Genomic DNA, 24,766 nt, shown 5'->3' with positions numbered 1-24,766 from the left:
TTCCCGGTGCTGTTCCCGGCGCCGGCGGAGCGTGGGCCGGGCCGGCCATCGGGCCGGGTCCGATCTCGTGCGGGTGCGTGGTGTGCCACGCCCCGCGCTCCTCTTCTGCCATCAACGCTCCCTGTCGGATCCGGGTCGAGGGGTGTCCCGCTTGGTGGTGCCCCGCACCCTGCTCACCCGGGGCGCCGGCCGGTCCGCGGGCGGCGGTGTGGCGGACCGTGGGGCGGACGGCTCGGCGGGCGTGGCGAGAGGCTCGCCGGCGGACTCGGCGGCGGGCCGTCCGGGGCGGCCCCGGTCCGCGCCCGGCAGCGGTTCGTCCGCGGGCGGCCCGGAGCTCGCGGCGCCGCGCGGCGCCGCGCCGTAACGCCTGCCGTCCCGGTCGCGGTCCCGATCCCGTTCCCGATCCCGGTCGCGGGCGGAGCCGTACTCCTCCGAGCGCCCCGAGCCGTACGCCCCCGGTCCCCGCGCGCCGGGCCGGGGCCGCCTCGTGTCCGCCGGGGCCCCGTCCCGCAGCACCTCGCCGCGCAGCGGCCTGCCGGGTTCGGCGGGGGCGTCCTCGGGGGCCGGTGCGAGCTCCGGGGGCCGGTCCGGGTCCGTGGCGCGGGCGAGCGAGCCGCGCAGGCGCCCGCGGCGGGCCGCGCCGTCGAAGAGCCCGTCGCCCTCGCGCAGCACCTCCTCCAGGACGGTGCGCTCCAGCTCGGCCTGCTCGAACGGCTCCCGGTCGGCGTCGCCGCGCTCCAGGACGAGGCGCATGATCTCGCGCCGGACCTCGCGCTTCTCGGCCTCGTTCTTCTCGATCCAGGTGAGCGCGGCCCGGGGGCCCTCCTTCTCCATGATCTCGGCGATCAGGCCGTCGAGGCCCTCCTCGCGGATCATGTCCAGATGGCGCCCGCGCCGCATCCCGGAGAGCCGTGTCTCCCGTACGACGTCCCGGTACTCGCGTCCGCTGGCGGTGATCTCGTCCTCGTCGACGAGGAGTTCGACCTGGACGTTCCGCAGGCGGATCGCGTCGTCACCGGTGAAGCCGGCCACGCGCGCGTTCAACGCCCGCTCCGCCTCGTGGAATTCGGCGATGTCGTAGTCCCGGGACACCTCGCGGAGCATCTGGCGGAAGTAGCCGAAGAGGGTCGCGCTCATGTCCCGGATGCCGCGCGACACGACCTGTGCCGGGTCGGCGACCCGGCACACCAGGTCGACCCGGCTGCGGAAGGAGAAGGTGTGGTCGCGGCTGAGCAGCGGGATGTCGAGGACGAGCCGGTGCTCGGTCATGTCGACCGTGAACATCCGGCTGTACGTGCCGAAGCGCGAGGACGGGATCTCCTCCCCGCTGCGAATCGTCAGGGACGGACCGCTGTCCCTGACGAGGACGAGCGCGCGGCCGGGCTCCGGCGGCCGTACCGGCTTCGTCAGCCGCCACTTGGGCAGCTCCTCACCGGACAGCACCGGGTCGTAGGTCTGCGGTTCCACGGGCTCCTCCTCTCTTCTCCGATGGGTGCTCAGGTCGTACGGGTCAGGTGCCGGTGCAGCCGGGCCGCGTTCGGCGAGGGCCGCTCGCGGTCGTGCGCCCACTTGTTCAGCCACCACACCAGCCGCTCCCGGTGCGAGCCCGGCCTGCGGGCGATGTCCTGGAGCAGTCCGCCCAGGGCGTCGAGCGTGCGGGGGCCGCCCTCGTCGGCGTACACGTCGATCCAGTCGCGCAGCGCGAGGAGCGCGGTGTCCTGCATGGGGCGGCGCGCGAGGGACCGTGCCCACAGCTCCCCGACCGCCCGCCGGTGCGCGGGCAGCCCGCTCAGCAGCAGCGGCACGCCCGGAACGCCGTCGACCAGGCCGTCGGCGACCGCCTCGTACGGGCGGGTCGTCGCGAAGAGGAAGGCGGAGAGCGACTTCACGACCATGGGGGAGAGGTCCTGCGGCTCGGACCACTCCAGGTAGGCGTCGAGGAGCGGCCCGGCCTGCCCCTGGTGGAGGAGGTGGACGCCTCCCCAGGCCACGGAGGGCAGCGTGCCCCAGTCGTCGTCCCGGTCGAGGGCGGCGTGCAGCACGGCCACGGCCCGCCCGGGCGCCGTGCGGCCGAGGAGCCCGCCCGCCGTGTTGGCGGCGGTCCCGGCGAGCCGGCGCTGCCGCGCGGAGCTTCCGCCGCGCGCCCAGCCGTGCAGCAGCGCCCACACGGCCTCGGCCGAGTCGTCGCGGCTGCCGGCGACGCCGAGCGCGGTCGCGGCGGCCTGGCGCAGCGGCCAGGACGTCCCGGCGGCCCAGGTGGTGAGGAAGCGGTGCACCGCGTAGTGGTGGTCGGCCCAGGCGAGCACCCCGGCGGCGACGGCGGCCCGGGCGCGGACCTCCAGGTCGCCGTGGTCGAGGAGCCTGCGCAGCCAGGAGAGCAGCGGCTCGCGCCATCCGTCGAGTCCGGTCCAGGCGTAGACGAGGACGACCTGCCCGAGCATCGCGTTGCGGAAGCGCACCCGGGGCGGCCCGAAGCCGTCGGCGTCGAGGCGGATCCACTGCTGCTCGTCGCCGAGCCGGTCCCTGAACCGTACGTCGGGCGGGGCGGTTTCGGGTGTCGCGAGGGCGGCCCTGAGCTTGACGGCGGCCTCGGCGACGGTCAGGTAGCCGCTGTCCTCCAGGACGGCCGCGGCGAGCGCGAACGCCACCGCCTCCGGGTTCCTGTGCCGGTCGAACCAGGTCCGCACCTGGTCGCTGGGGTCGCGCAGCGCGGCGGCCGCGACGGCCACGTCCCGACCGGCGGCGATGTCGGCGGCGAGGCGCGCGGCGTGCCGGGCGGCGGGCATCTCCCGCAGGGTGTCGACGACCCCGCCGGAGGCCAGCTCGGCGCGGAGCCGCGCACGGTCCTCCCGGGTGCCGCCGTGCCCGAGGACACGCCGTTCGAGGACGGCCAGCGGGTCGACGGGCGCGAGGGCGTGCGTGGGCACCGATTCGCCGCCGTCGCCCCGCACGGCGACGCCGAGGTCCTGGCCGCCGGTGAGGACGAGGTGGCAGCCGTGGGCCCGCAGGGCGGCCACGACGGCGTGCAGCCGCCGGGGGAGCGCGGCGAAGTCCCGTGCCCCGGCGGGCCCGTCCTCGACGAGGGCCAGGAAGCCGCTGTTCTTGACGGGCGGTTCCCAGTCGGGCGCGAGGACGGCGGCCGGGTCGAGGAGCCGGTGGCAGACCCCGCCGCCCTCGGCGCCGCTCAGGACGAGGGCCTCGGCTAGCAGATTGACCGCGGTGGCCTCGCGGCCGCTGCCGGAGGGCCCGGTGAGGACGAGGAGCCGCCGCTCGCGCAGGGTGTCGAGCGTGGAGTCGTACCCCTCCGGCGGGACGAACAGGTCGGTGTGGTCGGCCAGTTCGGCGGCGGTGAGCGGCAGGACGGAACCGCCGCCGCGGGCGGAGGCACGGCCCCCGCCCCCGCCGCTGTGGAAGCCGCCGCCGAAGCTGACGGTGTCGTTGAAGAGCGCGAGCGTGCCGATCCGGGTGCCGGAGGCGTCGGCGTTGAGGCGCCTCGCGATGAGGTCCGCGATGGCACCGGCCTTCTGCGCCTCGGAGCGCTCGGCGTCGTCGGTCGCCGTGCCCTCCTTGAGGGAACGCAGGGCGTCGGACTCGCTGACGGGACCGTCCTCCTCCACGCCGGAGGGCCGCCGCTCGCCCTCAGGTACGGCCCTGGGGGCGTCGGCGCCGGCCGGCGGGGCGGCCGGGGGATCGGAGCGGTCGCCCGTGCCGCTCGGTGGCGGCTCGGCGGTGGATTCCTCGCTCATGGCACACGGTCTTCCGGGGGTGCGGTCGGCGTCGTAGAGAGCCGTAAGAGGGCGTCGTGGAGGGACATGACAGGGAGACGTCGCAGGGAGACGTCGCCAGGGACGTTGCCGAGAGACGTCGTGCGGGCCGCCGTGCGGGCCGCCGCGGGTCGTCGTGCGGGCCGTCGCACGAGCCGTCGTGCGGAGGAAGACGCCGTCAGGAGACGTTCCAGTCGCCCTGGATCTCGACCTTCTCGTTGAACACCTGGGCGTTCTTGATCAGAGCCGCGCTGACCTGAGGCCCACCGCGGCCGTTCGCCGCGACGGCCTCGTCGACCAGCCGCCGGATGTCGCCCTCGAACTCCCGGTCCCGCAGCATGTGCGCCGCGAGCATCCGCTCCAGGTCCTCCTGGCCGGTCTCGTCGTCCGGTGCGTCGGTCACGCGCTCCAGCGCGGTCTGGGCGTCGGCGTCCCCGCGGAACCGCTCCCGGATCCGGGCGACGAGCCGGGCCCCACCGGTCCAGCCGCTGCGCCCGGCCTCCTGCCCCGTGGCCTCCAGAGCGCCCTTGACCACGAGCGCGACGCCCGCGGCCGCGATGGCCGTCAGCGGATCCATGTGCTCCCCCGATTGTTCTCCACACAGAAGTGAGGCCATTCAAGTGGCCATTGCACGAAAGGCCAGGGGTTCGGCCAACAATGACCGAAACCGCCAGCCTGGTGAGGGGACCTGTGGCCGATTCCGTACCCTGAGGGGACACGTCCACGCCACGTGAGGACGTGCTGGTGCGGCGCCCCCCTGGGACGAACCGTCAGCCGTTCGCTGTGGTAGGACTGTTCGGCATTGCAAAGAGTCGAACGGCTGGAAAGTCGGCAACGGGGGACGGGGGAAACGTGGCGGTCACGGTTCCGGACTGGGCGGACACTCTTCTCGATCTGATCGGGGTGGCGTGGCCGAACGTCGACGAGGACGCATATCGCGAGATGGCGGACGCGCTGCGGGAGTTCGCAGAGGACCTGGAGGACGACGGTCAGCTCGCGAACAACCACTTCGAGCGGTTGCTGTCGTCGAGTCAGGGCGAGTCGATGGACGCGCTCAACGAACACTGGGCGAAGGTCAAGAGCAAACACCTCAAGGACATCTCCGGGGCGGCCCGGACGGTCGCGGGCGGCCTGGACACGGCGGCCGGCGCGATCGAGGGCATGAAACTCGCCGCGGTCGTCCAGCTCGGCTACCTGGCCGCCGAGGCGGGCATCGCGATCTCCCTCATCCCGGTGACCGGTGGTCTCTCGGCGCTCATCGGCGCGGGGGCGATGCGGGCCACGCAGGAGGTGATCAAGCGGCTGATCAAGGAGTGCGTGGAGGAAGCCGTCGGGTACATCGTGGCGGCGATGACCGAGCCGGCCGTGGCCGCCCTTGAGGGCATGGCCGCCGATCTCGTGGTCCAGCTCGGCGCGGTGGCGATCGGCCTCCAGGACGGGGTCGACCTCGACCAGACGAAGGACGCCGGGCAGGACGGCTTCAAGGAAGGGGTCCAGTCCGGCAAGGAGGCCATGCACCTGGCCTCGGCCGGTGGCGGTGGCGGTGGTGGCGGGACGGGCCCGGGCAGCGGCCTGAAGAACCTGCACATCGAGCACCAGGAGCACGACCACGCCTCGACCCAGCTGAACACGGTCAGCGCGGGCATCCACGGCAAGACCGCGGGCAAGCTCACGAAGGCGAAGACCGCGCACGGCCGGACCCGGGGCCGTGACTCGATCGCCGACGCGATCGACCCGATCGCCGACAAGGCGCTCGAAGCGCTCACCAAGGCCGCGAAGAACATGGGCGACCACGTCGGCCAGACCCTCCCCAAGGCCGTCAAGCAGATCTCCGCCGACCACAAGAACACCGACGACAACCTCCGCGACCGCTTCGCCCGCCAGCGCAAGGGCGACCACGACAGCAACGGGAGCGGCGGCGGCGGCGGGGGAAACAGCGGCGGTGGGGGTGGCGGCGGCAACGGCCCGGGCGGCGGCAGCGGCAACAACCCCGGCGGCAACCGCATCTCACCGGCCCCGCCCTGGCACGGCAGCTCCGCGGGTAACATGAGGCACCACCGGACGGACCCGCTCGACGTCCGCCACCTGACGCCCGAGCAGCAGCGGGCGGCGCTCGTCCAGGAGGCCCGCGACCTGGCGAACCAGGCGCGCAAGGCCGACCCCGACAACCCGCACGACCCCAAGCACCAGATCGACCTTGCGAAGACCCACTTCCCGCCCGGCACGAACCTCCTCGACGGATCGTGTTCCGGCAGCCTCCTGCACGACGGCACCGTCACGAGCCACTCCAGCTCCACCAAGGGAGCCGGCCAGAAGGTGCCCGACCTCCACCCCGCCATGCAGTCGATCTACGACGACGTCAAGCAACAGATCGAATCCGAGGGCAGGAACCCGGGAGCGGGCCACGGCAAGTGCGCGGAGGCCAATCTGGTCTCGGACCGGCTGCGGAGTCTCGACCCCGACGGCACCTCGATCAGGTCGGCCGACGACGTACGCGAGGCCATGCGGGGATCGCAGGTCTACAGCGTGCAGATCGGGGAGCAGGTCAAACCGCACCCCCTCGGCCACGGCGCGTACAAACCGCCGTGCCGATCGTGCGAGATCGCAATGGACATGGCGGGTGTCACCGCCTACACCGGATAGGAGTTCCCGTGCCGCGAATGGAAACCCGGGAGGACGTCGACGCCTGGTTCGGGGAACACGGATGGTTCCCCGGCCGCGACGTGACCGACCAGGTACCGGCGCTGATCAATGAGGTCACCGAGCAGTACCGGGAGGCAGGGTTCCCCGTGGAGCCCTTCGAGGCCGCGACCGCGTTCCTCGCCGAACACGGCGGGCTGCGCCTGACGATCGACGCCCCCCGCGAGGAGTACCTCTACTTCACCCCGTACCTCGGCTACCGGTCGGCTCCGGCCGACGTCGCCGAGCTGAGCCGCGACCTCGGCGTGCGGCTCTTCCCGGTCGGCCTCGACAGCTCGGACTCGTCGCCGGTGCTCATCGACGAGCGGGGCAGGTTCTTCTACCTGCATCACACCGGCGCCTACTACATGGGCGCCGACACCCACGAGGCGATGATCAGCCTCGCCCACGCCCCCATGCAGGACGCGGAGGACTACTTTGTCTGACCCGGCTCCCGGCACGGCGGAGGACATCTCGGAGCCGACCCATGAAGGACGCGGAGAACTTCTATGTCTGACCTGATTCCCGGCACGGCCGCGTCGCTGCTCATGCACGGCACGATCACCAGCCACACCAACCTCACCGGTGACGGCGAGCCGCACCTCCACCCCGCCGTCCAGGAGTTCTTCGACGGGCTTCCGCCCGCCCTGCGGGAGCCGTTCATCGGGTACTGCGCGGAGTCGGCGCTCGTCTCCGACGAGCTCTTCGGCCTCGACCGGCAGCGGGCCGACGGCCGGACGATCACGCTGGACGAGGCGGCCCCGCAGTTCGAGGGCGCCGCGGTCGTCGCCCGGAAGATCCGCCCGCACGGCGACCCCGAGCACGGCACGGAGGCCGAGGTGTGCCGCTCGTGCACGGCGCTCCTCGACCGCCTCGGCATCGACGTCCTCCACGGCGAGGGGTGACGCCTCCCGTGGAGGACGTACTGACGCGGGCCGGCTGGCGACAGGGGCGCGACGCCGGGGACGCCGCGATGCTGGCGATCCTCACGACGGTGACGGTCGGCGGGGGAAGCGTCTTTCCCGCCGCCGAGCGGGCCGTCCGCGAGTTCCACGGCCTGCGCGTCCCGCCCGCCCCGGACGGCGGGCGGGAAGTCGCCGCCACCGGCTGCGTCGTCGACCCCCGCGAGGCCCGCTTCGCGAGCCCGCAGCTCGACCGGCTCGCGGCCGACCTGGGAGTACGGCTCTTCCCCCTCGGCCGTACGGACGCGGACGCGCCGCTCGCCGTCGACGAGGAAGGCCGGCTCGTCCTGCTCGGCCCCGGCGGCCCCTGGCTCCTCGGGGCGACCGTCCGCGAGGGCCTGACCGCGCTCGCGGAGGGGATCGCACCGGTACGGCTCCGCGCCCGCCGCCGCCGCTTCCCGCTGCCCGGCCGGCGCGGCGAATCCGTCGATCTGGCCGCCGCCGTACGGGCCGCCCTCGTCGCCGTCTACGTCCTGCACAGCACCGGCGTGTACGGCGCCCGGGCGCTGCGCCTGCGGGCGACGACCCTGCGCGGGATCGGCGTCGTGGCCGTGGACGAGGTGTTCCCGCTGGTCCCGGGGTCCCTGGACAGCAGCACCGAACCGCTGATCGCGGCGATGACCGGCCGTCTCGACGCCTCGGGCGTGCGCGCGGGCGGCTGCGAACTGACCCTGACGCTTCCCGTTCCGCGCGGTACGGGCGGTCCGGCGGCCACCGTGGAGTGCGCCGTGACGGTGGGCAGCCCGGCCGAGGGCCCCGTACTGACCCTGTCGGCCGGCCTGTCCGCGACCCTCGGACCCACGGCGGCCGCGCTGGACGCCTGCGCCGAGGCCTTCGCCGCCTGGTCGGGGGCCCCGCTCCACCCCTGACCGCATCCCGAGGCTGCGCCCTGCTGCTCGTCCAGGCAGCCCGTACTGCACATGGGGAACCGCCGGGCGATCACCGGGAGGAGCGTGAGCGACGCGTACGCCACGCTTTCCCTGCTCGCCGCCGACACCGGCGGTCGCGGCGAGGGGACTCTCAGGAACAGGCTGCTCGGACACGAGCAGGGCGGGACGCCCCTCGGGCCGCGAGAGCTCCGGAACACCCTCCTCGGCCTGCTGGACCTGACCGAGGCGAACCCCGGTCAGCGCACCGTCCTGATGGCGAACCACCTGCGGCAGGTCGAGCACGCCTACCCCCTCTCCGTGGCGGACTCGAACATCCGGGGGATCGCGATCCCCGCTCTGGTCGCGAGGTGGGAGGGGCTCCCGCGGGCGTCCTAGTGGACGGAGAACCCGCCGTCCACGAAGAGCGACTGCCCCGTGACGTACGCGGACGCGCCGCTCGCCAGGAAGACGGCCGCGCCGGCGAAGTCCTCGGCCAGGCCGTTGCGGCCGACCATGGTCCGGGCGGCGAGCGCGGCCACCTTCTCCGGGTCGGAGGAGAGCCGCTGGTTGAGCGGCGTCATGACGAAGCCGGGGACCAGGGTGTTGGCCGTGACGCCGTACGGGGACCAGGCCTCCGCCTGCGAGCGGGCCAGCGACTCCAGGGCGCCCTTGGACACCCCGTACGCCCCGCTCTGCACGAACGCGCGGTGCGCCTGCTGCGAGGTGATGTGGACGATCCGGCCGAAGCCGCGCTCGGCCATGCCGGGGCCGAAGCGCTGCCCGAGGAGGAACGGCGCCTCCAGGTTCACGGTCATCGTCGTGTCCCACACCTCGTCGCCCAGCTCGCCGAGCGGAGGCCGGAGGTTGATCCCGGCGGAGTTGACCAGGATGTCCGGCTCTCCGAAGACGGCCGCGGCCGCCTCCGCCCCGGCCCTGATCCCCTCGCGGGTGCTCAGGTCGGCGCTCACCCAGGCGGCGCGGCAGCCGTCGGCCGTCAGCTCGTCCACGGTCGCGGCGAGCTCGTCCTCCTTGCGCGCCAGGACCACCACGCTCGCCCCGGCCCGGGCCAGGGCCCCGGCGATGGCCCGGCCGATTCCGGAACTGCCGCCGGTGACGAGGGCGGTGCGCCCGTCGAGCGAGAACAGCTCGGAGAGATAGGCGCCGGGGGTCGTGCTCATCGTGTCGCTCCTCGTGTCGTACGGCGCCGGCCCGTCCGCGTGCGGTGGATGGCCGGTCCCCGCATCCTGGCACAGGGCCGCTCACGGCCGGGGCGGGGCCGGCCCGCCGCCGCACGCCCGCCGTCGCACGCCCGGCCCGCACGCCCGCCGCACGCCCGGCCCGCACGGTGTGTGCGGGCCGAGCGTGCGGCGTCCTTCAGGTGGCTCTACGGAGCCGGGGCCGGAGCGGGCGCCGGAGCCGGGGCGTAACCCGCCGGGCGGGTGGTGAACGTGCCCCGGCCCTGGGTGCGGCCGCGGAGGCGGGACGCGTAGCCGAAGAGTTCGGCCAGCGGCACCGTCGCCGACACCACCGCCGTACCGGAGCGGGTCGTCGAGTCCGTCACCCGGCCCCGGCGGGCCGCGAGGTCGCCGAGGACCGCGCCGACCGACTCCGCCGGGACGGTGACCGTGACCTCGGCCACCGGTTCCAGGAGCGTCATCGCGCTCGCGCGGAGCGCCTCGCGCAGCGCGAAGCGGCCCGCCGTGCGGAACGCCATCTCCGAGGAGTCCTTCGGATGCGTGGCGCCGTCCGTGAGCGTGACCCGGACACCCGTCACCGGGTGACCGCCGAGGGGGCCCTCCACGAGGGCGTCCCGGCAGCCGGCCTCGACCGCGCGGATGTACTCCTGCGGTACGCGACCACCCGTGACGGTGGAGAGGAAGACGAACTCCTCGTCCCCGACCGTCGGTTCGACGTCGATGACGACATGGGCGAACTGGCCCGCGCCGCCGTCCTGTTTGACATGGCGGTGGAGCAGACCGGTGACGCCCTTCGCCACCGTCTCCCGGTACGCGACCTGCGGACGCCCGACCGTCACCTCCAGGCCCCGGTCCCGCCGCAGCTTCTCCACCGCGACCTCCAGGTGCAGTTCGCCGAGGCCCGAGAGCACCGTCTGGCCCGTCTCCGGGTCGGACCGCACGACGAGCGACGGGTCCTCCTCGGAGAGCCGGGCGAGGGCCGTCGCGAGACGACCGGTGTCCGTGCTCCGGCGGGCCTCCACGGCGACCGAGACCACCGGGTCGGCGGTCGTCGGCGGTTCGAGGACGACCGGCGCGTCCGGGGCGCACAGCGTCGTACCCGCCCGGGCGGTCTTCGGGCCGACGACGGCGACGATGTCCCCGGCGCGCGCCGCGTCCAGCTCCGTCGCCCGGTCGGCCTGGACGCGCAGGATGCGGGAGATCCGCTCGGTGCGGCCGGTGGTGGTGTCGAGCACGGTGTCCCCCTTCGCGATCGTGCCCGCGTAGACGCGGACGTAGGTCATGCGGCCGGTGGCCGTCGCGCTCACCTTGAACGCGAGCGCCGTGAACGGCGCCGCCGGGTCCGCCGGCATCCCGCCGCGTACCGGAGGCATGTCGGACGGCGCCGGGAGGTACGCGACGACGGCGTCGAGGAGTGGTTCGACGCCCCGGTTGCGGTAGGCCGAGCCGCAGAGGACGACGACGGCCTCGCCGGTGAGGGTGAGGTCGCGGAGCGCGCCCGTCAGCGTCTCCTCGGAGAGCGCGGAGTCCGCGCAGAACTCCTCCAGGGCCGCCGGGTGCAGCTCCGCCACCGTCTCCTCCAGGCGTCGCCTGCGGTGCCGGGCCTCGTCCCGGAGCTCGTCGGGGACCGGCTCGTCCGCGTACGTGTCGGCGCCGTCGGCCCACACGTACGCCCGCATCCGGACCAGGTCCACGACGCCGGTGAAGCCGTCCTCGCGCCCGATGGGGAGCTGGACGGGGAGCGGGACGGTGCCGAGGCGCGTACGGATCGACTCCACGGCGCCGTCGAGTTCGGCGCCCGCCCGGTCCAGCTTGTTGACGAACGCGATGCGCGGGACGCCGTGCCGGTCCGCCTGCCGCCACACCGTCTCGCTCTGCGGCTCGACGCCCGCGACGGCGTCGAAGACGGCGACGGCGCCGTCGAGGACGCGCAGCGAGCGCTCGACCTCGTCGGAGAAGTCGACGTGACCCGGTGTGTCGATCAGGTTGATCCGGTGGCCGGCCCAGTCGCAGCTGACGGCCGCGGCGAAGATCGTGATGCCCCGGTCCCGCTCCTGCGGGTCGAAGTCGGTGACGGTCGTGCCGTCGTGGACCTCGCCCCGCTTGTGGGTGGCGCCGGTGAGGAAGAGGATCCGCTCGGTGACGGTGGTCTTGCCCGCGTCGACGTGGGCGAGGATGCCGAGGTTGCGGATGACGGGCGGGAGGTTCGTACGCACGGTGTCGTGCCTTTCGCTGCTGCGTGGAGACAGGGCAGCGCGATTCCCGGACGAAGGTCAGGCGAGTGACGTCGTCACGGGCGGCGATGGCGGGCGCGCAGCCGCCACCGCTCGGCCGAGGAGGCGAGGATCACGTCGTACCGGGCACGGGAGGGCGACACGGCGACGGCGCTACGGCTGCTGCTGCGCACGGTCGTCTCCCCCCTCGGTCAGGTGCCGGTCGGCGCACCGATCGGTGCGCCGAGACGTGAGTGTAGGGAGGGCAACGGGTCGCGCGACAGCGGTTTTCGCCCTCGGGCGCGATCAACCGCCTTGTTAGCCTTGCCGTTTGACCGAGAGGCGGAGACGGAAGATGACAGCGACCACGTTTCGCATCGGCGGCGACCTGAGCGTGCGGAGGCTCGGATTCGGCGCCATGCGCCTGCCGACCGGGCCGGGCGCCGCACGGGAGGCCTCCCTCCAGGTGGCCCGGCGAGCCGTCGAGCTCGGCGTCACCCTGATCGACACCGCCCACATGTACGGCTGGGGGGCCAACGAAGAGCTCCTCGCCGAAGCCCTGCACCCGTACGCCGACGGGCTGCTCGTCGCCACCAAGGTCGGCATCGTGCGAGCGGACGCGCCCGAGGGCTGGAAGCACGACGCACGGCCGGACGCCCTGCGCCGTCAGGTCGAACAGGCTCTCCGGCGGCTTCGCGTCGAGCGGATCGAGCTGCTCCAGCTGCACCGCATCGACCCGGTGACGCCCCTCGCCGAGCAGCTCGGGGCCCTGCGGGAGCTCCAGGCGGAGGGCAAGGTCGGACGGATCGGGCTGTCCGAGGTGACCGTCGCGGAACTCGACCGGGCCCGGGAGATCATCGACGTCGCGAGCGTCCAGAACCGCTACAGCCTGTTCGACCGCGCCCACGAGCCCGTACTCGCGGCCTGCGAGGCGGCGGGCATCGCGTTCCTGCCGTGGCGGCCCGTCGCGGTGGGGGCGCCCGGCGCGGCGGCGGAGCTCGCCGCCGTCGCCTCCGAACTCGACGCCACTCCCGCGCAGGTCTCCCTCGCGTGGCTCCTCGACCGCTCGCCGGTCATCCTCCCGATCCCGGGCACGGGCCGGATCGGGCACCTGGAGGAGAACGTCGCCGCGGCGGACCTCCGCCTGACGCGGGAGCAGCGGGACCGCCTCGACAAGACGGGTACGCCTGCCTAGGCGGTCCTCGGCATGGCCAAGGTGGTCCTCGGCATGGGCGAGGCGGTCCTAGGGATGGGCGAGGCGGGTCTAGGCCGTGGCCTCCGCCGGCTGGAGGAGGTCCCAGCGGTTGCCGTAGAGGTCCTCGAAGACGGCGACCGAGCCGTACGGCTCGTGCCGCGGCTGCTCCGCGAAGGTGACGCCCGCCGCCGTCATCCGGGCGTGGTCGCGGGCGAAGTCGTCGGTGTGGAGGAAGAAGCCGACGCGGCCGCCCGTCTGGTTGCCGACCGAGGCCGCCTCGGACTCGTTCTTGGCGCGGGCCAGGAGGAGGCCCGCGTTCCCGAGGCCGCCGACCCCGGCCGCTCCGCGCGGGCGGACGACGACCCAGCGACTGCCGTCGCCGCGGTCGGTGTCCTCGACGAGCTCGAAGCCGAGGGCGTCGGTGTAGAAGGCGATGGCCTCGTCGTAGTCACGGACGACGAGGGAGACGAGTGCGATGGACGGCATGGGGCAAACGTAATACGGACGGATCTACCCGCGTCAACCGCCGCGCCCGGTGCGACAATGCCCCGCATGGACGCGCAGCGGTTCGACCGGCTCGCCGCCCGGGCGCTGACGCTCGCCGAGCGGGGGAGTGAGCCGCGCCACCGGCGGATCCTCGGTCTCGCGGGCGCGCCCGGCGCCGGGAAGTCCACGCTCGCCGCGCGGCTCGTCGCCCGCCTCGACGGGCTTGCCGTGCTCGTCCCGATGGACGGCTTCCACCTCGCGCAGGCCGAGCTGGAGCGGCTCGGCCGGGCCGGCAGGAAGGGCGCGCCGGACACCTTCGACGCCGCCGGGTACACGGCGCTCCTCGCCCGGCTCCGCGCCCCCGAGCCCGGCGCCACCGTCTACGCCCCGGCCTTCGACCGCTCCCTCGAGGAGCCGATCGCCGGGGCGATACCCGTGCCGCCCCATGTCCCGCTCGTCGTCACCGAGGGCAACTACCTCCTCCTCGACGAGGGTCCCTGGTCCGCGGTCCTGCCGCTCCTCGACGAGGTCTGGTACCTGGACCTGGACGACCGCCGCCGCGTCCCCCGGCTCGTCGAGCGGCACGTCCGCTTCGGCAAGGACCGGGCCCGGGCCGAGCGCTGGGTCCACGACTCGGACGAGGCCAACGCCCGTCTGGTGGCCCGCAGTCGGGACCGCGCCGACCTGGTCGTGAGGATGAGTTAGCGGGACAGTACGATCCCCTGCCATGGTCAAGGACTCGGGGCAGGACGGCATGCAGGACGGCATACAGGGAGGCATACCGGGCGGAACGCAGGGCGCGATACGGGGTGCGGTCGAGCTGGTGTACCGGCCGACGCGTGCCGACATCCTCACGGGTGTCCTCGTGCGCGAGCGACTGCGGCGCCTCCACGTGCTGCGCTGGGGCTTCACGGTGGTGGTCGGGGGCGCGGCCCTGCTGGCGATCGCCGCCCAGGGAACCGTCACGGTGCTGACCGCCCTCGTCGCCCTCTGCGCCGTCCTGATCTGGGCGACGCCCCACCTCCAGGCCGGCCAGGTGCGGCGCACGGTCGACTGGCAGGGGGAGTTCCGGGCCTCCGTGAGCGGGTCGGGGATCACGACCGGGACCACGCACATGACGCTCCAGCACCGCTGGTCGGCCTTCCGCGGCTACCGCGAGACCCGCGACCACATGGTGCTCCTCGGCCAGGACCCGAACATCCTGCTCGTCGCGGTCCTGCCCAAGCGCGGGCTGGGCTCCCCGGACGACGCGGAGCGACTCCTCGACGTGGTGAGCCGCCACCTGACCCGCGTCTGAGCCGCGTCTGAGCCGCGCCTGACCCGCGCCTGACCCGCGTCGGAGCCCTCAGAGGGCCGCGTCCGCCGCGTCCGCCGCGTGCCGGGACGCCGCCGTCGCCAGGGCGCGGATCAGGGGGTGCGGGCGGGTGCCGTCGCCCGCGAGTTCCGGCTGGAAGAGGGTCGCCAGGAAGAAGGGGTGCGCGGGGAGTTCCGCGATGCGGATCCCGCCCTCCTCGTCGGCGCCCGTGAAGCGCAGGCCGTGGGCGCTCAGGACGTCGAGCCGGCGGCTGTCCGGGCCGTAGTCGCAGTGGTACCGCTCGGTGGTCCGCTCCGCGCCGAGGGCGCGCTCGGCGAGCGAGCCGGAGGCGACCCGGACGACGCCCTCGTGGCCGACGAGCGAGCAGGCGAGCGGCGCGATCAGCAGGTCGCCGGAGTCCGCCGCCGGGTCGTTCTCGGCGTGCGCGGCACGGGACAGGCCGCAGACGTTCCGCGCGTACTCCAGCAGGGCGTGCTGGAAGCCGCCGCACGTACCGAGGAAGGGGATGCCGTCCTCGCGGGCCGTACGGATCGCCGCCAGCGCCCCCGCCTCGCTCGCGTACGGGCTTCCCGGCAGCACCCACACCGCGTCGAAGCCCTCCACGGCGCCCGGCGCCTCCGCGTCCCCCGTCGGGATCCAGTACGCGTCGAGCGCCAGCCCGTCCCGCTCGGCGAGCGCGTCGAGGAGGACGGGGATGCGGACGTGGGACCTGACGTGCGGGGACCGGTCGCCCACCAGCGCGATGCGGGGGATGGGGGCGGGAGTGGGGTGAGGGGTGTTCGTGTTCATGACCATCATGCTGGTGTGCGGCCCGTGTTCACGTCCAACGATGATTTCTGGACCCTCCATCACGAATGCTTATGCCGTCGTGGTTAGGGTGGCCCCATGACCACCGATCAGGACTGGGAGCGCCGCGTCACCGCTCTCTGGGAGCGCCTCGACGACCACGAGCCCGCCGCCTTCCGCGACCTCGTCGCCGCCCTCGCCGCCGAGCGGCCCGCCGGGGACGCCGCCGCCCTCTTCGAGCAGGGCGCCGCCCACGACTCCACCGGCCTGCCCGAGAAGGCCGTCGACCTCTACGGGCGCGCCCTCGACGCCGGCCTCACCGGCCTGCGCCGCCGCCGGGCCGTCATCCAGCTCGCCAGCAGCCTCCGCAACCTCGGCCGGCCCGACCGCAGCGTCGAACTGCTCACCGCCGAGCGCGACATCCCCGCCGACCGGCTCGACGCCGACGAGACGGCCCTCTCCGGCGCCGTCGACGCCTTCCTCGCCCTCGCCCTCGCCGACACCGGCCGCGACCGCGAGGCCGCCTCCCTCGCCCTCGGCGCCCTCGCGCCCCTGCTGCCCCGCTACAACCGCTCGCTCGCCCACTACGCCCGCGCCCTCCTCACCGCCCCCGACGGCTCCTGACGCCCGGGTGGACCCGCACCTCCTCCGTACGTACGTCACCGTCGCCCGGCTCGCCTCCTTCTCCCGGGCGGCGCGCGAGCTGGGCTACACCCAGTCCGCCGTCTCCCAGCACATCGCCGCCCTGGAGACCGACCTCGGGCTGCCCCTCCTCACCCGGCGGCCCGTCGCCCCCACCCCCGCGGGACACCGGCTCCTCGAACACGCCGGGCCGCTGCTCCTCCGCCTCGACGCGGCCCGCGCCGACGTCGGCCGCTTCGCCGCCGCGCCCCGTACGACCCTGAGCGTCGCCGCGTCCCCGCTCGCCCTCCACCCCCGTACGCTCGCCGCCCTGCCCGCCACCGGCGTCACCCTGCGCGGCCTGCCCCGGGTGCGGGTGGCCGAGGCCGTCGCCACCGGGGAGGCCGACGCCGGCCTCGTCGACGGGATCGCCGCCCCCAGCGACCCGCTCCGGCTGCCCGACGTCGCCCCGCTCGCCGCGACCGGCGTCGCCGAGGAACCGCTCGCCGTCGTCCTGCCCGCGAGCCACCCGCTCGCCGGGCGCGCCGGGCTCCGGCTCGACGACCTCGTGGACGCCCGCTGGCTCGACGCGCCCGCCGCCGGCATCCCCCTCGACCAGCTGCGGGCCGTCCACGCCGGACCCGCGGGCCGCGGCTTCCGGACGGCCCTGCGGTACGAGGGGACCGACACCCGTACCCTCGCCGCCCTCTCCGCCGCCGGGCACGGCCTCGCGCTCCTGCCGCTCCCCGTGGCGGCCGGCGTCCCCGGCGCCACCGCCGTCCCCCTGGTCGCGCCACGGCTCGTCCACCGCACCGAACTCCTCCTCCCCGGCGCCGGTGGAACCGGATCCGGCGAACCCGCCGGACCGGCGGCCGAGTTCGCCGGACGGCTGAAGAGCTGACACATGCACTCGCTACCCTGTGCGCAACGGCGACGGAAGGCGGGCAGACGTGGGCTGGCTGCGGCGAGGACCCAAGAGGGACGACGAGGACGCACCGAGGGATCCCGAGTTCGCGTACTTCTCGGAGCGGGAGGCCGCGCTCTTCCGCGGCCGGGTCCGCACCACCTTCGCCGAGCTGGGCCTTGAGGTCTCGCTCTACGCGAACCACGTCGTCGACGACAAGGGACGCAGGTTCGGCCTCGGCAACCTCGCCGCCGTCTGCCACCAGGACCGTCGGGGCACCCGCGTCTGGCCCGAGCTGATCCACCGTCATGTCGACCTGGTCGTCCGGGCGATGGAGGGGCCGTCCGCCCTGGAGACGCTCCCGCCCGAGCAGATCCGCGCCCAGCTCTACCCCCGGATCGTCAGCGGCGACGGCATCGACGCCGGAGCCTTCGGCTATGCCAGGACCGTCGCCCCCGGGCTGTACGAGATCCTCGCCCTCGACCTGCCGGAGAGCGTCATGATGCTCACCGACGAGGCGCTCGAACGGCTCGGCGACCACGCCCAGCTCCGCGACCGGGCCCTGCGCAATCTGCGCGGCCTGCCCGTGGAGGAGCACGAGACCGTCCGGGACGCCGACGGCATGTGCTTCGAGATCATCCTCGGCGACTCCTTCTACACCGCGAGCCGCGTCCTCGACCTGGACGGCGTGGCCCGCCGCGTCACCGGCCTGCCGCTGGGCGAGCACGGCGCGCTCGTCGCCCTGCCCTTCCGCCACCAGCTCGCCTTCCACCCCATCCGGGACACCTCGATCATCCCGGCGCTCGGCGCGATGGCCTCCTTCGCCGCCTCCGGGTACGAGGACACGCCGGGCGCCATCAGCCCGTACGTCTTCTGGTGGCGCGGCGGCACGCTCACCCAGCTCAGCGAGCACGACGAGGAGCGCGGCGACCTGCGGATCGTCGTCGGCGACGACTTCCAGGAGCTCCTGGAGCGGCTCATCGCGCAGGGCCCGGACCGCCGCTGAGCGGTCGCGTCGGGGCCCCGCCGAGGGCAGGATGCTGTACGTCGACGCCGCCGCTGCCGCCGAGAAGGAGCCCCCCCATGTCCAGCATTCCCCCCGCATCCGCCGAAGAGGTCGTGCCCTTCACCGCGGACGACTACCGGGCCCGGATGACCCGCGCGGCCGACTCCGCGGCGGACGCCGGACTCGCGGGCGTGCTCGTCGCGCCCGGCCCCGACCTCGTCTACCTCACCGGCTACCAGCCGACCGCGATCACCGAACGGCTCACGGTCCTCGTGCTCGCCGCCGGGCAGGAACCGGTCCTCGTCGTCCCGACCCTGGAGGCGCCCGACGCGGAGAAGGCGACGGGGGCGGCGGCGCTCACGCTGCGCGACTGGACGGACGGCAAGGACCCGTACGCCGTCACCGCGCCGCTCCTGGACGTCGCCGGCCGGTTCGGCGTCAGCGACAACGCCTGGGCCATGCACCTGCTCGGCCTCCAGCAGGCCCTGCCCGGCACCTCGTACGTCTCCCTCACCGAGGCCCTGCCGATGCTCCGCGGCGTCAAGGACGCGCACGAGCTCGCGCGGATCGCGGCGGCGGGGGCCGCCGCCGACCAGGCGTACGGCGAGATCCTCAAGGTCCGCTTCGCCGGCCGCAAGGAGACCGACGTCGCCGCCGACCTCGCCGCGCTCCTCATGCGCTTCGGCCACTCCCAGGTCGACTTCACGGTCGTCGGCTCCGGCCCCAACGGCGCCAACCCGCACCACGAGGCGGGCGACCGGACCATCGAACGCGGCGACATGGTCGTCCTCGACTTCGGCGGCCTCAAGCACGGCTACGGCTCCGACACCACCCGCACCGTCCACGTCGGCGAACCGACCGACGAGGAGCAGCGCGTCCACGACCTCGTCCGCGAGGCCCAGCAGGCCGGCTTCGAGGCGGTCCGCCCCGGCGCGGCCTGCCAGGAGGTCGACCGCGCGGCCCGCAAGGTCATCACGGACGCCGGCTACGGCGAGTACTTCATCCACCGCACGGGCCACGGCATCGGCGTCACGACGCACGAACCCCCGTACATGATCGAGGGCGAGGAGCTCCCGATCGTCCCCGGCATGTGCTTCTCGATCGAACCGGGCGTCTACCTCCCGGGCCGCTTCGGCGTCCGCATCGAGGACATCGTCACGGCGACGGAGGACGGCGCGGGCCACCGCTTCAACAACACCCCGCACGAGATGGCGATCGTCGAGTAGGCGGCCCAAGGCTTCGGCCGGTTGCCGGCCTGCCCGGGCCGGCAACCGGCCTTTCCCGGCCGGTCGTCAGCCGTCCGTCAGGACGATCGCCGACTCGCCCGGCAGCCGCAGCACCCCGTCCGCGCCCGGGGCCTCGGTCGCGTCCCAGGACGCGAGGACCCGGTCGCGGCCGTTGGAGCCGAGGGGGATCACCGCCGGCTCCTTGCCCAGGTTGACCGCGACCCGCAGGTCGCCCCGGCGGAACACCAGCCAGCGGGACTCCTCGTCGAAGGCGACCTTCACGCCCCCCAGGTCCGGGTCCGTCAGGTCGGGCAGGGTGCGGCGGAGGGCGATGAGCTGGCGGTGCCAGGCCAACAGGCGCTTGTGAGGGTCCTGTTCGCGTTCGGTGCGGTCGAGGACCGAACGGTCGCGGGTGGCCGGGTCCTGCGGGTCGGGGACGTCGTTCTCGGACCAGCCGTGCTCCGCGAACTCCCGCCGCCTGCCCCGCCGTACGGCCTCCGCGAGCTCCGGGTCGGTGTGGTCGGTGAAGTACTGCCACGGCGTGGTCGCCCCCCACTCCTCGCCCATGAACAGCATCGGCACGGAGGGGCCGGTCAGGACGAGCGTCGCCGCGCAGGCGAGCAGCCCGGGGGAGAGGGAGGCCGAAAGGCGGTCGCCCAGGGCCCGGTTGCCGATCTGGTCGTGGGTCTGGGCGTAGCCCAGGAAGCGGTGGGCGGGGGTGCGTTCCCGGTCCACCGGGCGGCCGTGGCGGCGCCGCCGGAACGTCGAGTACGTGCCGTCGTGGAAGAAGACGTGCGTGAGCGTCTTGGCGAGCGCCGCCATCGGGGCCCGTGCGAAGTCGCCGTAGTAGCCCTGGGACTCGCCGGTCAGCGCCGTGTGCAGCGCGTGGTGGAAGTCGTCGTTCCACTGGGCGTGGACGCCGAGACCGCCGAGCGTGCGCGGGGTCGTCGTGCGCGGGTCGGCGAGGTCGGACTCGGCGACCAGGAAGTGCTGGCGGGACTGCTCCTTCGCCAACTCGTCGACCGAGGAGGAGAGTTCCTCCAGGAAGGTCAGTGCCCGGGTGTCGGCGAGCGCGTGGACCGCGTCGAGCCGCAGCCCGTCGATCCGGTAGTCCCGCAGCCACGCGAGCGCGCTCCCCAGGAAGTACGCCCGGACCTCGTCCGAGCCGGGCGCGTCCAGGTTCACCGCCGCGCCCCACGGCGTGTGGTGCGTGTCCGTGAAGTACGGCCCGAAGGACGGGAGGTGGTTGCCGGACGGGCCCAGGTGGTTGTGCACCACGTCCAGGACCACGCCCATGCCGAGGCCGTGCGCCGCGTCCACGAACCGCTTGAGCGCCTCCGGGCCCCCGTACGGCTCGTGGACCGCCCACGGTGCCACCCCGTCGTACCCCCAGCCCCGCACCCCGGGGAACGGGCACAGCGGCATCAGCTCCACATGGGTGACGCCGAGGCCCGCGAGCTCCCCGAGGCGGCCCGTCGCCGCGTCGAGCGTCCCCTCGGGGGTGAAGGTGCCGACGTGCAGCTCGTACAGGACCGCGCCGCGCAGCCGCAGCCGGGGGGACTCGTGCCGCCAGGTGTACGCGGAGTGGTCGACGACCGCGCTCAGGCCGTCGGGCCCGTCGGGCAGCCGGCGCGAGCGCGGGTCCGGCAGGACGGGCCCGCCGTCGAGGGCGAAGCCGTAGCGGTCGCCGTCCTCGGCGGGCACGACCCCGGTCCACCAGCCGTCCCGCTCGGCGTCCCTTTCCAGGGCGTGGCCGGTGCCGTTCAGCTCCAGCACCACCTCGTCACGGGCGCTCGGCGCCCACACCTCGAAGAGCACGCGCATCCCCTCGTCGACGGTTCCACCACGCAACGACTGACTACGCGGTCCATCCTGGCAGTCAGGACCCCGACGCGCCCGGCGCGTCCCACACGTAGTTGATCGCACGCTCGAAGGTCACGTAGCCCGCCCGGGCGAACGCCGCCGCCATCGGCACGTTCCCCAGGTCCGTCGCCGCCCTGATCCGGGGCACGTCCGTGGCGGCCAGGATCCGGGTGCCCTCCGCCAGGATGTCGTCGATGTAGCCGTGGCCGCGGTGGGCGGGCAGCACGCCGATGTACGCGATGGTGTGGTGGTAGTTGTTCCGCGCGGGGACGACGAAGCCGACCGGCTCGCCGGTCTCCGGCAGCTGCGCGACCTGCCACCACTCCTGCGGCGAGGCGTAGTGCGTGAACTCCTCGTCGTAGTGCAGCTCCGCCGCCTCCCGCGCCGAGAGCCCGGACGCCAGGTCGGCCTGACCGTGCCCGTCGAGGGTGCCCTCCATCACGGGCGTCATCAGCGCGACCAGGTCCTCGCGGTCCCGCACCGGCCGGAACTCCAGACGGCCCTTAGGCTCCGCGACGGGCGTGCCCGGCCGCCACTCCAGCCGGAGCCGCTCGACCAGCGGACGGGCGCCCGCGCGCTCCAGCACCGAGAAGAGGGACTCCAGGACGGACCGGGTCTCCGGGACCTCGCGCCAGTCCGCCGGCATGAACCGGCCGAACTCGGGGCGCTGCGTGCCCGCCGGGACGACCGCGGCCGTCGCGGTCTCCAGGAGCCGCAGGCCGACGTCCGCGCGCTCCTCCTCCGTCAGCTCCGGGGCGAGGTCGAAGAAGTCGAGCGCGAGCGGCTCGCCGCCCTCCTTGTTCGTCCACCAGGCGATCCGGCCGAGGAGCCGGCCGCCGCCTTCACCGTCGCTTTCGCCGTCGAGGGCCACCCACATCCACTCGGGGAGGCGGCGGCCGGTGGCGAGGTCGTCGGCGAGCTCGTGGTCCAGCGAGTACGTGAGGCGGAGGAACAGGTCCAGTTCCCCGGGTCCGGCGAGCGGACGTATGACGAGGTGCGAAGCGGCGGTGGTCGAAGAGGACGCGGTCACGTCGTGGTTCCCCCTGGGAAAATGTCCGGTACGGCGACCGCAGACCGTAGCAGCGATCTCTTCCGGCCGGTATCGAGTTCCCAGGTCGGGGGCCCTTCTGGACACTTCGGGCCCGCCGGGCCGACAATCACGGGTGTGACGACCCCCTTCGAGCTTCCGGCGAACACTCCTCGGCTGACCGACGCCGAGCGGGACCGCGCGCTGGGGCTGCTCCGTGAGGGCGCCGCCCAGGGACGCCTCTCGCACGACACCTTCGTGTACCGGATGGAGCGCGCGCTCCAGGCCCGCCGATCGGACGAGCTCGACCTGCTCGTCGCCGATCTGCGGACCGAGGGCACCTGGACCCGGCGGGTCGTCGGCGCGGTCGAGCGGATGTCGGCGTTCACGGTACGGCTCGGGCGGGCCTGGCGGGCCGAGCGGCTGCCGAAGCTGCTGCTCCCGCTGCCCGGCCCGCATCCGCTGCGGATCGGCCGCGACCCGGTCAACGGTCTGCGGCTCAGCCACGAGACCGCGTCCCGGCTGCACGCCGAGCTCTCGTCGCAGAGCGGGATGTGGGTGCTGCGCGACCTCGGCTCGACGAACGGGACGACCGTCAACGGCCGACGGGTCACCGGCGCGGTGGTCGTCCGGCCCGGGGACGTGGTCGGCTTCGGCCAGATGTCGTTCCGGCTCTCCCACGGCTGAACCGCCCGTCGCGGGACATCACCCGATCGGCGGTACGTGACGCGCCGTGCGGGCCGCCCGGTGATGGGGTGAGGAGACGCGCGCCACGTTCTCCGGCCGCGGCACCCACCGCCGATCGACAGGGGGCGCGATGAGCGACGAGCCGAACCGCGGCATACGTAACCGCGGCATACGGAACCCGGACGTGCGGAACCCGGACACGCGTAACGGGGACGTGCCGAACCCGGACGCGAGGAACGACCGCCCGGAAGAGTCCGGAGACCCCTGGACGAGGCTGCCGTCCATGGCCCCGGGCGCGGTCTCCGCCGCGATCCCGACGGTGACGCCCGGCGCGGCCCCCGTGAAGGCCGGTTCCGCCGGCCGGGTGCGGACCGTCGCCGAGCCGACGGCGGCGGGACCCGCAGCGCCCGACGGCCGTGACGGCCGTGACGGCCCTGACGGTCCCGCCGGCCCCGCCGGACCCTTCGCGCCCACCGGGCGGACCGTCGCGCCGAGCCCTCTCGACCCCGGCGCCTCCCGCGACCCGCACCCGATCCACCGGGCCCTGCGGGAGGAGTTCCCGCTCACGTACGACCCGCTGCTGCGCGCCTGGGTCCTCAGCCGGTACGCGGACGTCGCCGCCGCCCTCACCGACAGCCGCTTCACCCACGGGCACCGGCCCGGCGACCCGCCCTGCGCGCGGGCCCATGTCGACGTCGACATGGGCGAGTTGAGATCCGTCACGGAACGCACGGCGTACGTCCTCGCCCGCCGCATCGCCGAACGACCACAGGCCGACCTCGTCGCCGACTTCTGCCACTGGCTGCCCGCGGGGACCGTCGCCGCCGCCGTCGGCGTGCCCTACCGGGACATGATGCGGCTCGTGCGCGGCCGGGCGGCCGGGGCCCTCGCCGGGGAGTGCGGCGGCCAGATCGCCGTACGGGAGAAGGCCCTCGCCTCCTTCCTCGGCAACGTCCTCGCCGACCCCGACCAGGTCGCCGCCCTCCGCGACGCCCCGACCGCGCTCGTCGCCCGGGCCTGGGCCGAGTCGCTGCGCCGCGACCCGCCCGTGCAGATCGCCGTGCGCCGCACCCGCTCCGAGGTCCGGGTCAGCGGCGGCATCATCCCGGCGGGCGCCTCCGTCGCGCTGCTCGTCGGCTCCGCCGGCCGGGACCCGGAGCGCTTCCGCGAGCCCGACCGCTTCGACCCGTTCCGCGACGATCCGGGCCAGCTCACGTACGGCAGCGGATTCTGCCCCGCCGTCCTGCTCGCCGGCCTGGAGGCCGAGTACGCCCTGCGCGCGCTCTTCACGGCGATGCCCCGGCTGCGCCTCGCCGACGGCTTCCGCCCCGCCGCCCACGGCCTCATCACCCGCGCCCCGAGGAGTCTGATCGTCCGTCCCGGTGGCTGATCCCGGGCGGGGACGGGCGCGCCCCGCCCGCTGCTAGGGTGACGTGCGCTCGTCAAGGAGTGCGTTTTTAGGCACCAGATTCAACGGGGATCAACACGTGAATAAGCGTCATATCCGCGCGATTGCCGTCTTCGGCATCGCGGTCTTCGCCCTGACCGGCGCCCGTGGCTCGCACGGCGGCAGCTGTGGCGGCTCCAGCGGCTCCGGCAGTTCGAGCAGCAACCACAACAGCGACAACAACAGCACGTCCGGCGGCTCCGTGTCCGGCGGCTCCAGCAGCGCCGACAAGGCGATCCGCGACGTGACCATCGACGAGTGCAAGTACGACCAGGCGACCAAGAACCTCGTCGCCCGGATCACCGTGAAGAACGACAACTCCCTGGACTACGACTACAGCGTCACCATGAAGTTCAAGGGAGCCGCGGGCGGCGGCGTCACCCCCGCGACCGCGATCAAGACCGGTATCGCGGTCGTGGCGGGCGCCTCCCAGAGCGCCGAAGTGACCACCCCGTACATCGGAACCGGCGACGGCTCCGAGTACACCGAGTGCGAGGTCACGCGAGCCTCCCGCTTCTGA

At 74.1% G+C, this 24,766-nt stretch carries 24 protein-coding genes and 1 pseudogene; 16 read left to right on the top strand and 9 right to left on the bottom strand.

Going from position 1 to position 24,766, the window contains the following annotated elements; translation table 11 throughout:
• Positions 1-111 precede the first annotated feature (111 nt).
• The 3 genes from ACZ6K0_RS28590 to ACZ6K0_RS28580 form a co-directional block, all read right to left on the bottom strand.
• Entirely contained in the window at positions 112-1,467 is a 1,356-nt protein-coding gene (locus ACZ6K0_RS28590) for a hypothetical protein (RefSeq protein ID WP_469232938.1), read from the bottom strand.
• A 29-nt stretch (positions 1,468-1,496) separates the two neighbouring features.
• Positions 1,497-3,746, bottom strand: coding sequence for a hypothetical protein (locus ACZ6K0_RS28585; RefSeq protein WP_469232940.1), 2,250 nt, complete (start codon positions 3,744-3,746; stop codon positions 1,497-1,499).
• 196 nt (positions 3,747-3,942) lie between these two features.
• Positions 3,943-4,341, bottom strand: a complete 399-nt coding sequence (locus ACZ6K0_RS28580; protein WP_376400767.1) for a hypothetical protein — start codon at positions 4,339-4,341, stop codon at positions 3,943-3,945.
• Positions 4,342-4,616: 275 nt separating this feature from the next.
• Between ACZ6K0_RS28580 and ACZ6K0_RS28575 the strand changes: the two are divergent.
• From ACZ6K0_RS28575 to ACZ6K0_RS28550, 6 genes and pseudogenes are all read left to right on the top strand, one after another.
• A pseudogene (locus ACZ6K0_RS28575) lies at positions 4,617-5,693 on the top strand (WXG100-like domain-containing protein); the annotation flags it as partial.
• A gap of 117 nt (positions 5,694-5,810) precedes the next feature.
• Positions 5,811-6,407 carry a YwqJ-related putative deaminase gene (locus ACZ6K0_RS28570; RefSeq protein ID WP_469577331.1) on the top strand — a complete coding sequence of 199 codons (597 nt, stop codon included), beginning with the start codon at positions 5,811-5,813 and terminating at the stop codon, positions 6,405-6,407.
• 17 nt (positions 6,408-6,424) lie between these two features.
• Positions 6,425-6,889, top strand: coding sequence for an SUKH-3 domain-containing protein (locus ACZ6K0_RS28565; RefSeq protein WP_376401445.1), 465 nt, complete (start codon positions 6,425-6,427; stop codon positions 6,887-6,889).
• A 63-nt stretch (positions 6,890-6,952) separates the two neighbouring features.
• Entirely contained in the window at positions 6,953-7,348 is a 396-nt protein-coding gene (locus ACZ6K0_RS28560) for a YwqJ-related putative deaminase (protein ID WP_469232942.1), read from the top strand.
• Between the two features lie 8 nt (positions 7,349-7,356).
• Positions 7,357-8,274, top strand: a complete 918-nt coding sequence (locus ACZ6K0_RS28555) for an SUKH-3 domain-containing protein (protein WP_469232944.1) — start codon at positions 7,357-7,359, stop codon at positions 8,272-8,274.
• Between the two features lie 84 nt (positions 8,275-8,358).
• Positions 8,359-8,670, top strand: a complete 312-nt coding sequence (locus ACZ6K0_RS28550; protein ID WP_469232946.1) for a hypothetical protein — start codon at positions 8,359-8,361, stop codon at positions 8,668-8,670.
• Here the strand turns inward: ACZ6K0_RS28550 and ACZ6K0_RS28545 are convergent.
• Both ACZ6K0_RS28545 and fusA read right to left on the bottom strand, forming a co-directional pair.
• A complete protein-coding gene (locus ACZ6K0_RS28545; RefSeq protein ID WP_376400756.1) occupies positions 8,667-9,452 on the bottom strand; it encodes an SDR family NAD(P)-dependent oxidoreductase in 786 nt (261 codons plus the stop codon). The two genes, ACZ6K0_RS28550 and ACZ6K0_RS28545, sit on opposite strands and share 4 nt — an antisense overlap.
• A 206-nt stretch (positions 9,453-9,658) precedes the next feature.
• Positions 9,659-11,686 (bottom strand): elongation factor G, encoded by a 2,028-nt coding sequence (gene fusA, locus ACZ6K0_RS28540; protein ID WP_469232948.1) that lies wholly within the window; start codon positions 11,684-11,686, stop codon positions 9,659-9,661.
• 352 nt (positions 11,687-12,038) lie between these two features.
• Here fusA and ACZ6K0_RS28535 point away from each other — a divergent pair, with 352 nt between their 5' ends.
• Positions 12,039-12,878: an aldo/keto reductase gene (locus tag ACZ6K0_RS28535; protein WP_469232950.1), complete on the top strand. Its 840-nt coding sequence runs from the start codon at positions 12,039-12,041 to the stop codon at positions 12,876-12,878.
• A gap of 69 nt (positions 12,879-12,947) precedes the next feature.
• Here ACZ6K0_RS28535 and ACZ6K0_RS28530 read toward each other — a convergent pair whose 3' ends face one another.
• Positions 12,948-13,364, bottom strand: a complete 417-nt coding sequence (locus tag ACZ6K0_RS28530; RefSeq protein WP_376400748.1) for a VOC family protein — start codon at positions 13,362-13,364, stop codon at positions 12,948-12,950.
• A gap of 57 nt (positions 13,365-13,421) precedes the next feature.
• Between ACZ6K0_RS28530 and ACZ6K0_RS28525 the strand changes: the two genes are divergently transcribed.
• Positions 13,422-14,069 (top strand): nucleoside/nucleotide kinase family protein, encoded by a 648-nt coding sequence (locus tag ACZ6K0_RS28525; protein ID WP_469232953.1) that lies wholly within the window; start codon positions 13,422-13,424, stop codon positions 14,067-14,069.
• A gap of 22 nt (positions 14,070-14,091) precedes the next feature.
• Complete coding sequence (locus ACZ6K0_RS28520; protein WP_469232955.1) at positions 14,092-14,661, top strand: YcxB family protein; 570 nt, start codon at positions 14,092-14,094, stop codon at positions 14,659-14,661.
• Between the two features lie 48 nt (positions 14,662-14,709).
• Here the strand turns inward: ACZ6K0_RS28520 and ACZ6K0_RS28515 are convergent, their stop codons facing one another.
• Entirely contained in the window at positions 14,710-15,468 is a 759-nt protein-coding gene (locus tag ACZ6K0_RS28515) for a CTP synthase C-terminal region-related (seleno)protein (protein ID WP_469232957.1), read from the bottom strand.
• A 96-nt stretch (positions 15,469-15,564) separates the two neighbouring features.
• Here ACZ6K0_RS28515 and ACZ6K0_RS28510 point away from each other — a divergent pair, with 96 nt between their 5' ends.
• From ACZ6K0_RS28510 to ACZ6K0_RS28495, 4 genes are all read left to right on the top strand, one after another.
• Positions 15,565-16,089, top strand: a complete 525-nt coding sequence (locus tag ACZ6K0_RS28510) for a tetratricopeptide repeat protein (protein ID WP_376400737.1) — start codon at positions 15,565-15,567, stop codon at positions 16,087-16,089.
• Positions 16,090-16,096: 7 nt separating this feature from the next.
• Positions 16,097-16,987 carry a LysR family transcriptional regulator gene (locus ACZ6K0_RS28505; RefSeq protein WP_469232959.1) on the top strand — a complete coding sequence of 297 codons (891 nt, stop codon included), beginning with the start codon at positions 16,097-16,099 and terminating at the stop codon, positions 16,985-16,987.
• A 49-nt stretch (positions 16,988-17,036) separates the two neighbouring features.
• On the top strand, positions 17,037-17,996 hold the full coding sequence (locus tag ACZ6K0_RS28500; protein WP_376400732.1) for a DUF1444 domain-containing protein: 960 nt from the start codon (positions 17,037-17,039) through the stop codon (positions 17,994-17,996).
• A 77-nt stretch (positions 17,997-18,073) separates the two neighbouring features.
• Positions 18,074-19,222, top strand: a complete 1,149-nt coding sequence (locus ACZ6K0_RS28495) for an aminopeptidase P family protein (protein WP_469232961.1) — start codon at positions 18,074-18,076, stop codon at positions 19,220-19,222.
• 66 nt (positions 19,223-19,288) lie between these two features.
• Here the strand turns inward: ACZ6K0_RS28495 and treZ are convergent, their stop codons facing one another.
• Both treZ and ACZ6K0_RS28485 read right to left on the bottom strand, forming a co-directional pair.
• A complete protein-coding gene (treZ, locus tag ACZ6K0_RS28490; protein WP_469233038.1) occupies positions 19,289-21,040 on the bottom strand; it encodes a malto-oligosyltrehalose trehalohydrolase in 1,752 nt (583 codons plus the stop codon).
• A 61-nt stretch (positions 21,041-21,101) separates the two neighbouring features.
• A complete protein-coding gene (locus tag ACZ6K0_RS28485; protein WP_469232963.1) occupies positions 21,102-22,115 on the bottom strand; it encodes a GNAT family N-acetyltransferase in 1,014 nt (337 codons plus the stop codon).
• A gap of 135 nt (positions 22,116-22,250) precedes the next feature.
• On the opposite strand from ACZ6K0_RS28485, the gene ACZ6K0_RS28480 reads away from it, so the two are divergent.
• The 3 genes from ACZ6K0_RS28480 (at position 22,251) to ACZ6K0_RS28470 (ending at position 24,766) form a co-directional block, all read left to right on the top strand.
• Entirely contained in the window at positions 22,251-22,799 is a 549-nt protein-coding gene (locus ACZ6K0_RS28480; protein WP_376400723.1) for an FHA domain-containing protein, read from the top strand.
• A gap of 283 nt (positions 22,800-23,082) precedes the next feature.
• Positions 23,083-24,189 carry a cytochrome P450 gene (locus ACZ6K0_RS28475; protein WP_469233040.1) on the top strand — a complete coding sequence of 369 codons (1,107 nt, stop codon included), beginning with the start codon at positions 23,083-23,085 and terminating at the stop codon, positions 24,187-24,189.
• A 97-nt stretch (positions 24,190-24,286) separates the two neighbouring features.
• Positions 24,287-24,766 carry a hypothetical protein gene (locus tag ACZ6K0_RS28470; RefSeq protein WP_376400721.1) on the top strand — a complete coding sequence of 160 codons (480 nt, stop codon included), beginning with the start codon at positions 24,287-24,289 and terminating at the stop codon, positions 24,764-24,766.

The sequence above is a fragment of the Streptomyces sp. NPDC042346 genome (assembly GCF_055581845.1).
Note: the sequence above shows the minus strand (reverse complement) of the source record. Positions and strands in the feature narration are given on the sequence as shown.

Coding starts and splice junctions, on each gene's coding strand:
- ACZ6K0_RS28525 (WP_469232953.1), top strand. CDS start 13,422: ATGCCCCGCATGGACGCGCAGCGGTTCGACCGGCTCGCCGCCCGGGCG.
- ACZ6K0_RS28520 (WP_469232955.1), top strand. CDS start 14,092: ATGGTCAAGGACTCGGGGCAGGACGGCATGCAGGACGGCATACAGGGA.
- ACZ6K0_RS28510 (WP_376400737.1), top strand. CDS start 15,565: ATGACCACCGATCAGGACTGGGAGCGCCGCGTCACCGCTCTCTGGGAG.
- ACZ6K0_RS28530 (WP_376400748.1), bottom strand. CDS start 13,364: ATGCCGTCCATCGCACTCGTCTCCCTCGTCGTCCGTGACTACGACGAG.
- ACZ6K0_RS28560 (WP_469232942.1), top strand. CDS start 6,953: ATGTCTGACCTGATTCCCGGCACGGCCGCGTCGCTGCTCATGCACGGC.
- ACZ6K0_RS28580 (WP_376400767.1), bottom strand. CDS start 4,341: ATGGATCCGCTGACGGCCATCGCGGCCGCGGGCGTCGCGCTCGTGGTC.
- ACZ6K0_RS28565 (WP_376401445.1), top strand. CDS start 6,425: ATGGAAACCCGGGAGGACGTCGACGCCTGGTTCGGGGAACACGGATGG.
- ACZ6K0_RS28475 (WP_469233040.1), top strand. CDS start 23,083: ATGGCCCCGGGCGCGGTCTCCGCCGCGATCCCGACGGTGACGCCCGGC.
- ACZ6K0_RS28570 (WP_469577331.1), top strand. CDS start 5,811: ATGAGGCACCACCGGACGGACCCGCTCGACGTCCGCCACCTGACGCCC.
- ACZ6K0_RS28535 (WP_469232950.1), top strand. CDS start 12,039: ATGACAGCGACCACGTTTCGCATCGGCGGCGACCTGAGCGTGCGGAGG.
- ACZ6K0_RS28545 (WP_376400756.1), bottom strand. CDS start 9,452: ATGAGCACGACCCCCGGCGCCTATCTCTCCGAGCTGTTCTCGCTCGAC.
- ACZ6K0_RS28585 (WP_469232940.1), bottom strand. CDS start 3,746: ATGAGCGAGGAATCCACCGCCGAGCCGCCACCGAGCGGCACGGGCGAC.
- ACZ6K0_RS28515 (WP_469232957.1), bottom strand. CDS start 15,468: ATGAACACGAACACCCCTCACCCCACTCCCGCCCCCATCCCCCGCATC.
- ACZ6K0_RS28495 (WP_469232961.1), top strand. CDS start 18,074: ATGTCCAGCATTCCCCCCGCATCCGCCGAAGAGGTCGTGCCCTTCACC.